Genomic DNA, 10,107 nt, shown 5'->3' on the forward strand with positions numbered 1-10,107 from the left:
CCCGGCTGTATGCGCGAGGTTACCGACTGCGGCCTGAGTTTTTTAAGTGACGTAAAATCGTGTTGAGGCCAACGCCCATAATGCGGGCAGTTGCCCGGCATCCAACGCCATTCATGGCCATATCAATGATTTTCTGGTGCGTACCGGGTTGAGAAGCGGTGTAAGTGAACTGCAGTTGCCATGTTTTACGGCAGTGAGAGCAGAGATAGCGCTGATGTCCGGCAGTGCTTTTGCCGTTACGCACCACCCCGTCAGTAGCTGAACAGGAGGGACAGCTGATAGAAACAGAAGCCACTGGAGCACCTCAAAAACACCATCATACACTAAATCAGTAAGTTGGCAGCATCACCCGCCTCATGTGGTGATATCAACCACACCACCTGCATCCAGGACAGTCTTTTTTGCAACTGTGGGATAACGTTATTCAGCCAGTACAGGGAGGAAACATAGCCTGAAGATCCGCCGCCACGGCTAAACCGTTTTACAAAAAACTCATCTTCCCCTACCCGATGAATTAATGATCTTCCAGTCAATGCCTGGAATGCCGCCGCGATGATATTTGCCAACTCGTCTTCATCTTCCGGGATACTCACCTGACACAAAGCCTTGCGCATTTCCAACCATAAGAAGAGACTCCCGCGCGATCCCCACTGGGTTGGCGCAGGATCAAACAAGTCAGATACAACAGCCCATTCACGTTCCGGAAAGCTAATCTTTTTTGCCGCAACCTTATGTACCAATGGGAAAAATATCTGCCTGAAAAAATCAGCCTCTACCATGAATGTAAAACCTTCAGCCACATCAAAGTGAATGGCTTCAGTCGTTGATATCGCTTTACCCGTCAACGCAAAAAAGAGGTGATTTAGCCTGGTATCCAGTTCGCTAAGGTCATCAGGACATGGCTCAACACCTGAAGCCGAAATCATTTTATCGACCAAAATTTGGTTGCCATCATAATCAGTGAACAATTGCCGTTCAGTGGCAACGACTTTTCTGATGATTTGCGCGAGAGTCTCTTTTTGTGGGAAAAGAAGATACTCCAGTTCGGGTCTGTTGTGCTTTTCGACCACGATGTCATAAGCCGTCTGCCGCTTAGTGTTCGTTGTCGCACTTCGCTCGGCCCCAAGAGATAACAATTCCCCTATCACCGACAAATTAGCCCCATGCCATGCCGCCTGATGCAACGGGGTGTAGCCTTTAGGTTCACTGGGAAGATTGACCAGATGAGGATAATCACCAAGAATGGGCAAAAGCATTTCCCATTCTCCCTGGAAAGCGAGTTTTAATACTTTATCGTTAACAGACCTCATTCCAGCCTCTCTTACTCTGCCCGTTCAGCATCCCAACGTAAAAAAATACGTTTTAGCTTATCCACCGTATGACGCCATTTCGGCGTGGTAGGCTTGCAGACCGTGTTCTGATTGCCGAAGAATCCGACCTCGTTCACCGCGTCACTTTCTGCACGGGTTTCCAGCCATTTCACGGGAACAAAATATTCTGATTTGTCAGGGTCGTCGGCGTTTTCACGATATCCGTCACCAAATTTGAGGACATCCATCGCCAACTTCTCGCCGTGTTCCGTGTTAATGGTGAAGCTGCTGGCGGGTTCAACGGCGCTCTGCACGATGCCGACACCAACGTAGCCCGTTGCCGGGATTTTTACCCACACACGATTGCCAGGCTGCAGCTGCTTTAACGTTTGGCTGTACCAGCTTCCACCACCTGCGCTGATAAATCCGTAACGACGCGCTTCTTCCCAGACGCGGCTTTTCGGGTCACCAAACGATACGTAAAACTCGCCGTTCCAGGGTTCTTTTGCACTGGCGCTGGTGGCAGTGGCCTGCGCGGCATTGGTTTGCGTTTCGCTTGGGTCAATAAGCCAGGCGCGGCTTAAAAACTGTTCGTCACCGTGCTGGAACACCTTGAAGAACAGGACGTTAATTGAGATTCCGTATTTACTCAGATAATCGACGATGCGTTCAGTTGAAGGGTCCAACTCTGCTGCGACAATAATTATCTGGTGTGACTTGTTGATGGCGTCGTCTTCGAGTTCAACGTTAAAACGTTGTCTGAATGCGTCGCCAAGATTGCCGCCGGAAAAATTTTCGTAGATCTGCGAAAGACGCTCCGGGGATAAGTCATCCACCCAGGAGGCGTAATCCAGCGCCTGCGCGACCACTTCTCGCGGAGTGCGATCGCGCTTCAGTTCAATCAGGATGAGCGAGGCATCCGGCGCAATCGCCAGCAGATCGATACGCCCTTTATCGAGCGTATTTTCCTGATGGCCGATGATCATCCACTGATCGGAGAGGATGGTGGGATCAGTTAAAATCATCCTCTCCAGCAGTTGCTCACTGGCGAGTTTGCTGATGATCAGCGGCTGAGGATTCTCCCCTACCCGCCAGATAGCATGATGAACCGGCATCGTCTCTTCCTTAACGCCTGATCCAGCTGGCGTTATTGTTGAAGCCAGTTTGGACTAGGACAGCGTGGAAGAACCGGAGCGTACACGTAGTACGTGAGGATTCTGAGCACTGCCCAGGGCCAAAATGGCGAATAAAATAGCCTGGTGGACAGGCGCTTAGTTTAATGCTGCCTCTGTGAGCGCATCCGCCAGGTGAAGCTGGGTTTGTTGGGCGGCTTGCAGACGGGACTTAAGTTGGTCACATACTTTGAAAAAGTCTTCAATAGTGGATATCACCTTCAATTGGATTGCTGTAGGAGGAAGAGCTACCGGTGCTGACCTCAAATTTTCTTGAGATATATTCATTTGGCTCTCAGCCATACCAGACTTCGATGCTTCCAAATAATCAGCTGTCACCCCACAGTTAAGGCATAATGAAATATATTTCGCTGATATCTCATCAGAAATTAAATGAAACCTGATGATTTTGTCCGATATCATTAACTTGGATCGTGTTTTTTCAACTAAACACGAAACACCAACTCTGTTCTTTGGTCCTGCTCTTGTAACTAAGATATCACCATCATGAACCTCATATTGAGGTCGGGGCAGTTTACTACTTGGCAAAGTTTTATTTTCCTGTTCTCTATATTCCAAACTTTGCACTGCAGTAGTTTTTAATACTCCCCAAATATTTTCATTTGGCGATGGTTCAGGAGAACACGAGGGACTCCAACCAGCATCCATATTTACAATGATTTCACCAATACGACACCATTCCCATCCCTGCGGTAATTCAAACGGTTTCTCATCATCACTAATTGACGGAAAAGGTTTTTGTTTTTTTATTTTCCCTTCTTTTACCAGTTGTGCTTTTTCCTGTTCAATACGTTTAAGCAGTTCAGAAGCTGGTTCGTCGTTAGGATCTTGCGGCACCAGCTTACCCATTACCGCCAGTTGCAGAATAGTTTGCTTAAGCGCATCGATACTCGCTTCAGTGGTAAACAGCGTGTCGAAATGCTGGCTAATTCGCGCCCAGTTTTCGGCAAGTTCTTCGGCATTCTGGCTGTCGGTCAGCGTTGCCAGCAGGGTTTCCACCAGTTGCTGATGCGCGTCCAGACTGGTCAGAGATTGCTGCTCCAGTTGGTCGCAAAGGGACAGAAGTTCATAGACTCTTGCAACAAGTCGATTTTGCTCATTGAACGGGGATACTGGAATAAGTAAAGATTTGAGATGACCAGTTGCAATTCTAAAACGAGTAGCACCTTTACCGAATGACTCTACCTGCTCTCTAAAAACATTGCTATTTATAGCGTTAACTAAATATTCAGTTTTATAATTTATTGAAGGGCGCAATATAGCAACATCAACAACGGTAATTGCAGGCTGATTTAGTCCGGGATAAATACAAGCCCGACCAATTGGGCTAGGAAGACGTGCAATAAGAATGTCCCCCATAGATAACTGATTACAATTGAGCCTAGAGAAAGTTTCGGCGTTAATATATCTCTCCGACTTATCTTTAAACTCACCAACTCCAATGTCGGCTAATTGAATTAAGCGATAGTTACCTTGAGGGTCTTGGTCTTTGCTCTCAATCCAATCGCCATCAAATAGCGACATTGGAGCAAGATCATTCAGCCTCACCCATTCCCACCCCTCCGGCAATTCAAAAGGCTTCTCATCCTCGCTAATTTCCGGCAGGGGCTTCTGCTTTTTAATTTTACCCTGCTTCACTAGCTCTGCTTTCTCTGCGGCGATACGCTTTAACAGCTCTGACGCTGGTTCATCATTCGGGTCCTGCGGCACCAGTTTGCCGCGTACCGCCAGTTCCAGAATCAGCTCACGCAGTTTCTTGATGCCATAGAGGTCAATTTTTCCATTACTGCCGCGCCCGGCAGTGGAGCGGGTTTGCAGCGCAGAAGACCAGATATCGATATGGTCGGTGATTAAATTCTCAACGGTCATCAGTTCGCCTCCTTGTTGCCCGCCAGTGCGGCACCGAGGATATCGCGAAGCTGGTTGCGCAGCTCGCTGATTTCCGACTGCTGCGTCTGGAACTTCGCCAGCAACTCGTCCGGGTCGTGGCTGATGGTTTCACCCTGATAGGGGTTCTTGATATCAAGATTGAAGTTGCGGGAGATGATGTCGTCGATACTGACTTTCCACGCCTGGTTGTTCTCCTCGCGGCTGGCAAAACCGTCAGCTTCATTGCCCCACCAGTCGATTTCGGTCTGGAACTCTTCAAACTTCATCGGTTTGGTTTTGCTGTAGTTCTTCACGCCCGCCGGGTACGGGTGCTCGTAGAACCAGACGTCTTTGGTTGGCTGGCCCTTGGTGAAGAACAGTATGTTGGTTTTGATGCCGGTGTACGGGTTAAACACGCCGTTTGGCAACCGCACGATGGTGTGCAGATTGCACTCTTCGGTAAGCAGCTTTTTGATTTTGGTTTTCACACCTTCGCCAAACAGCGTGCCGTCCGGCAATACCACCGCCGCACGGCCTTTGTCTGCCAACACTTCGATAATCAGTTGCAGGAACAGATCGGCGGTTTCACGGGTCTGCATCTCTGCCGGAAAGTTTTTCTCAATGCCGTCTTCTTCGGTGCCACCAAACGGCGGGTTGGTGATAATCACGTCTAGCTGTTCGTCCCATGAGGAGAGCGGTTTGTTGAGCGTGTTGTCGTGCCGGATTTGCACCGGTACTTCAATGCCGTGCAACAGCATGTTGGTGGTACACAACAGGTGCGGAAGTTGTTTTTTCTCCACGCCGTGGATCTGCTGTTGCAGGGTTTTGTGGTCTTCGGTGGTGTTGACGTAATGCTCTTTCACATGATCGAACGCACAAGCAAGAAAGCCGCCCGTTCCACAGGCCGGGTCCATAATTGACTCACCCAGTTTCGGGTCGATACGGTTGACCATAAAGCGCGTCACGGCACGCGGGGTATAGAATTCACCCGCATTCCCGGCGCTTTGCAGGTCTCGCAGGATCTGTTCGTAGATGTCGCCAAACAGATGACGTTCCTGGCTGCTGCTGAAGTCGATTTCGTTGAGCTTGTTGATCACCTGACGCAGCAGCGTGCCGTTTTTCATGTAGTTGTAGGCGTCACTGAATGCTTGTTTCACTACAAAGCCGCGCGGGTTGGTATCCATCGGCGCGGTCATGTTTTTTAGTTTTGGGAACAGATCATCGTTGACGAATTCCAGTAATGCATCGCCGGTAATGCCTTCGCTGTCTGCCGCCCAGGTGCGCCACAAATAACGTTCCGGGATCGGCAGACGGTAGTCATCCTGCTCCAGTTCCAGCTCTTCTTCCTGGGTATCAAAAATCTTCAGGAACAGCAGCCAGGAAAGCTGTCCCAGACGCTGGGCATCGCCGTCCACGCCTGCGTCTTTGCGCATGATGTCCTGCAGGGATTTAATGACTGAGCTAATCGACATATTTTCTTTCCATTCTTTAAAAAGGATGCCACCGGGAGCCGTCAGCGCCAGGTGGCAGAATAAGGGTTGGTTATCAGGCAGTGCGTGGTGGCAACTGGTAGATTTCACTTTCCAGTTCGTTCACGGCATCTTCGTAAGCCTGTTTGCTACCAAAGCTGCTTTTGATAATTTCCAGCGGGCGACCGAGCGAATCGAATGGTTTCAGCTTCAACACCTGGATGTCCTCAATCTCCTGCACACCTTCATCGGCGTACTTATCCAGCAGCGTATTCAATACGTTCTGCGCAGGCCCGGAGTATTTGGTGAAGTAGTTCCGCTTGCGCACGTTGTCGGCGCGCTCTTTGCGCGTCAACGGTTGCTGGCCGTAAACCACGTGGCACAGCAAATCGAACGGGTCGAGATCTTTCCCCACCTCTTCGGCCAGCACATCCCAAAGCACTCCGAGCTGCTCAAGCTCATTGATGATGAGCTGTTTGCGGTCCGCAGAGTGCCACTTACGGATGAAGTCATCAAGCGATGCGTAGTCTTTATCTTTGAGCAGCGTTTTGCGGGTGTAGTCCTGGAAGGATTCGGTCACCAGTTTGCCATCCGCGTCGTAATACTGAACGCGTTTTGCCAGCACTTTTACAGTGACGCCGTTGACGTGGAACTTACGGATTTTGTTTTCGTCGTCTTCTTCAAAAACCCCACTGCCGTTACCTGATGTTGGGTCATAGATGGCAGGTGTTTCATCGACGCCATTTATCAAATCAGGTAATTCGTGCTCTGGCGTTTCGTCTTCAAGCTGGTCGTCGAAATCAGATTCAGGATCGGTAATATCCTGCGGCGTGGTACGGATCACTTTCTCTGGTACGCCGTCGAAGCGTTCGTCCGCAAATAGCTCGGTCGCTTTTTTGAAATCGAGAATGGTGAACCACAGCTTGCCGAATTTTTCGTTGATACGCGTGCCGCGCCCGATGATCTGCTTAAATTTGGTCATCGACTGAATGTTCTGGTCCAGAACCACCAGTTTGCAGGTCTGCGCATCCACACCGGTACTCATCAATTCTGAGGTGGTGGCGATAACCGGGTAGGCTTTCTTCGGGTTGATGAAGTTATCCAGTTGCCCTTTGCCGATATCGTCGTCGCCAGTGATTTTCATCACGTACTTTTCGTTCTTTGCCACCTGCTCCGGATTCAGGTTGACCAGCGCCCGGCGCATACGATCGGCGTGATCGATGTCGTTACAGAAAACGATGGTTTTATCCATCGGGTTGGTGCGTTTCAGATAGTCAGTGATGGTTTGTGCCACCAGCCAGGTGCGCTCATCAATGACCATCGTGCGGTCAAAATCTTTCTGGTTATAAATACGGTCTTCAATCAGTTCACCGTGTTTATCAACCTGCCCTTTGGTTGGCCGCCAACCCTGTAAGTCGACATCAATATCCACACGCACCACTTTGTAAGGGGCAAGGAAACCGTCTTCGATGCCTTCTTTGAGCGAATAGGTGTAAACCGGCTCACCAAAGTAGTCGGTGCTGGAGACTTCTTCGGTTTCTTTCGGCGTGGCGGTCAGGCCAATTTGCGTAGCGCTGCTGAAGTATTCGAGGATTTCACGCCAGGCGCTGTCTTCCGACGCGCTGCCGCGATGGCATTCGTCAATCACAATCAGGTCAAAGAAATCAGGGGCAACCTGTTTAAACGCTTTCTGATGCTCTTCGGGGCCGGTGATAGCCTGGTAGAGTGCCAGTTGAATTTCATAGGCCGGGTCGATGGTGCGCCCGGTGATTTTTGTCATCGCGCTTTCAAAAGGTTGGAAGTCATTAATTTTAGTCTGATCGACCAGGATATTGCGGTCAGCAAGGAACAGAATGCGTTTCTTATTTTTTGCTTTCCATAAACGCCATATAATTTGAAAGGCTGTATACGTTTTCCCGGTTCCAGTGGCCATCACCAGTAATACCCGTTTTTGCCCGGCAGATACGGCCTCTACTGTTTTATTGATTGCCTGGAGCTAGTAGTAACGCGGGGACTTGCCTGATTTGCCTTCGTGGTAATCCTGACTGATCACCGGCAATTGCTCAGCGGTGAAACCTTTCCAGACGCAGTATTTATTCCACAGCTGTTCCGGCGTTGGGAAATCGTTGAGCGTGATTTCTGATTCAAGCTGGGTGGGATTCGTTTTATCGTGGAAGATAAAACCATCGCCATTAGAGGCAAAAACAAAAGGCACGTCGAGCAAGCGAGCGTAATCCAGCCCTTGCTGCATCCCTTTGCCAATCTCATGCTTATTGGCTTTAGCCTCTATGACGGCAAGCGGTAATCCCAGCTTATGGTAAAGCACAATGTCCGCTGATTTTACGGTTAGACGCGCGGCCAGCTTGCCGCGCACCACCACTTTACCATCGCGGAGCTTCACTTCCTGGCGGATCTGCGACATCACATCCCAGCCCGCGTCTTTAATCGCGGGCAGGATGAATTTGGTAATGACGTCCGTTTCGGTCAGATGAGTTTTGTTTACGCCAGCCATAGCAGAGCACTCCACGATATTGGGTTAGCTCTGATTTTACACAGATTAGTGCATGACGTAATGACCTGAAACGATGTTTTGGGCTGTCAGTTGAAAAGACCTTACATGTTAAAAGAACTTCCGCTGCTAACCGACTCATGCAGCCGAATAAACAAATCGACACAGCGTCTCGAAAACTCACCATTGTTCATATCAAGCCAGGCACGATTACTTGTGAGCCAATCCCTGTATTCAGTGGGATCAAGGTCATGCGGCAGATACCCATTAAAGCTTCGCCACCAAGGCCACCAGGCACTAGATTTTGCCCCTGTAGGGAAATCTATTTTGAGTTGTTGCGCAGCCAGCAAAGCGGATTCAGTAGGGTTCGACGCGCTATCAAGCTTAATACCGTAACTCCAATCCTGGTAACTCCCTTTGGCAGGCTCGATGCAGTAGTGCCAGCCAATGGCCTCTGGCGGCCGTAATCCGATCCCGTAATCTGGATATAATTTTCGACACACTTCCCAGCCTGCCGGTGGTATCAAATCCGCAGTTGTAGATTCAATTGGTCAACGCAACAGTCATGTGAAAACATGTAGTTGCGGAGGATTGTTGAATGAGACGAACATTTACAGCAAAGGAAAAAACATCTGTTTTTGAACTGTGGAAGAACGGAAAAGGCTTCAGTGAGATAGCTAATATCCTGGGTTCGAAACCAGGGACCATCTTCACGATGTTAAGAGATACTGGCGGCATAAAACCCAATGAGCGCAAGCGAGCTGTTGCTCACCTGACGCTGTCTGAGCGCGAGGAAATACGAGCCGGTCTGTCAGCTAAAATGAGCATTCGAGCCATCGCTACAATGCTGAATCGTAGCCCTTCAACAATCTCACGTGAAGTTCAGCGTAATCGTGGTAGGCGCTATTACAAAGCCGTTGATGCGAATAACCGGGCCAACAGGATGGCTAAAAGACCAAAACCGTGCTTACTGGATCAGAATATGCCGTTGCGAGAGCTTGTTCTGGAAAAGCTTGAGATGAAGTGGTCCCCAGAGCAAATATCAGGATGGTTAAGGCGAACGAAGCCGCGTCAAAAAACACTACGAATATCACCTGAGACAATTTATAAGACGCTTTACTTTCGTAGTCGTGAAGCGCTACACCACCTGAACGTACAGCACCTGCGCCGATCGCACAGCCTCCGTCATGGCAGGCGCCATACTCGCAAAGGTGAAAGAGGCACTATCAACATAGTGAACGGAACGCCAATCCACGAACGTTCCCGGCATATCGATAACAGACGCTCTCTGGGACACTGGGAAGGCGATTTAGTCTCGGGTACAAAAAACTCCCATATAGCCACACTTGTAGACCGAAAATCACGTTATACGATCATCCTGAGACTCAGGGGCAAAGACGCTTTATCAGTGAATCAGGCTCTTACAGATAAATTCCTGAGCTTACCACCTGAACTCCGGCGATCACTGACATGGGACAGAGGAATGGAGCTGGCCAGACATCTGGAATTTACTGGCAGCACAGGAGTTAAAGTTTACTTCTGCGATCCTCAGAGCCCCTGGCAGCGGGGAACAAACGAAAACACTAATGGGCTAATCCGACAGTACTTTCCCAAAAAGACATGCCTTGCCCAATATACTCAATATGAGCTGGATCAGGTTGCAGCTCAGCTAAACAACAGACCGAGAAAGACACTGAAGTTCAAAACACCTAAAGAGATAATTGAAAGGGGTGTTGCGTTGACAGATTGAATCTACA

At 49.4% G+C, this 10,107-nt stretch carries 5 protein-coding genes and 2 pseudogenes; 1 reads left to right on the forward strand and 6 read right to left on the reverse strand.

The genetic code is table 11. The features are described from left to right. The 6 genes and pseudogenes from OGX92_RS18765 to hsdR all read right to left on the reverse strand — a co-directional run. A pseudogene (locus tag OGX92_RS18765) lies at positions 1–295 on the reverse strand (IS1-like element IS1A family transposase); the annotation flags it as partial. A 28-nt stretch (positions 296–323) separates the two neighbouring features. Then, entirely contained in the window at positions 324–1,310 is a 987-nt protein-coding gene (locus OGX92_RS18770) for an ankyrin repeat domain-containing protein (RefSeq protein ID WP_286586946.1), read from the reverse strand. Between the two features lie 11 nt (positions 1,311–1,321). After that, on the reverse strand, positions 1,322–2,425 hold the full coding sequence (locus OGX92_RS18775) for a DUF8606 domain-containing protein (protein ID WP_003028207.1): 1,104 nt from the start codon (positions 2,423–2,425) through the stop codon (positions 1,322–1,324). Between the two features lie 156 nt (positions 2,426–2,581). Next, a complete protein-coding gene (locus OGX92_RS18780; protein WP_003028209.1) occupies positions 2,582–4,372 on the reverse strand; it encodes a restriction endonuclease subunit S in 1,791 nt (596 codons plus the stop codon). After that, the gene (locus OGX92_RS18785; protein ID WP_003028212.1) at positions 4,372–5,844 is read right to left on the reverse strand and encodes an N-6 DNA methylase; all 1,473 of its coding nucleotides are present in this window, start codon (positions 5,842–5,844) and stop codon (positions 4,372–4,374) included. Before OGX92_RS18785 ends, OGX92_RS18780 begins: the two co-directional genes overlap by 1 nt. Positions 5,845–5,917: 73 nt before the next feature. Further along, a pseudogene (hsdR, locus tag OGX92_RS18790) lies at positions 5,918–8,353 on the reverse strand (EcoAI/FtnUII family type I restriction enzme subunit R). Between the two features lie 595 nt (positions 8,354–8,948). Between hsdR and OGX92_RS18795 the strand changes: the two are divergent. Continuing rightward, a complete protein-coding gene (locus OGX92_RS18795; RefSeq protein ID WP_001254955.1) occupies positions 8,949–10,100 on the forward strand; it encodes an IS30-like element IS30H family transposase in 1,152 nt (383 codons plus the stop codon). The last annotated feature ends 7 nt before the right edge of the window (positions 10,101–10,107 follow it).

Origin of the sequence: Citrobacter sp. Cpo089, assembly GCF_030332695.1 — a bacterium.
Classification (GTDB): Bacteria; Pseudomonadota; Gammaproteobacteria; order Enterobacterales; family Enterobacteriaceae; genus Citrobacter; species Citrobacter portucalensis.

Coding starts and splice junctions, on each gene's coding strand:
- OGX92_RS18770 (WP_286586946.1), bottom strand. CDS start 1,310: ATGAGGTCTGTTAACGATAAAGTATTAAAACTCGCTTTCCAGGGAGAA.
- OGX92_RS18775 (WP_003028207.1), bottom strand. CDS start 2,425: ATGCCGGTTCATCATGCTATCTGGCGGGTAGGGGAGAATCCTCAGCCG.
- OGX92_RS18780 (WP_003028209.1), bottom strand. CDS start 4,372: ATGACCGTTGAGAATTTAATCACCGACCATATCGATATCTGGTCTTCT.
- OGX92_RS18785 (WP_003028212.1), bottom strand. CDS start 5,844: ATGTCGATTAGCTCAGTCATTAAATCCCTGCAGGACATCATGCGCAAA.
- OGX92_RS18795 (WP_001254955.1), top strand. CDS start 8,949: ATGAGACGAACATTTACAGCAAAGGAAAAAACATCTGTTTTTGAACTG.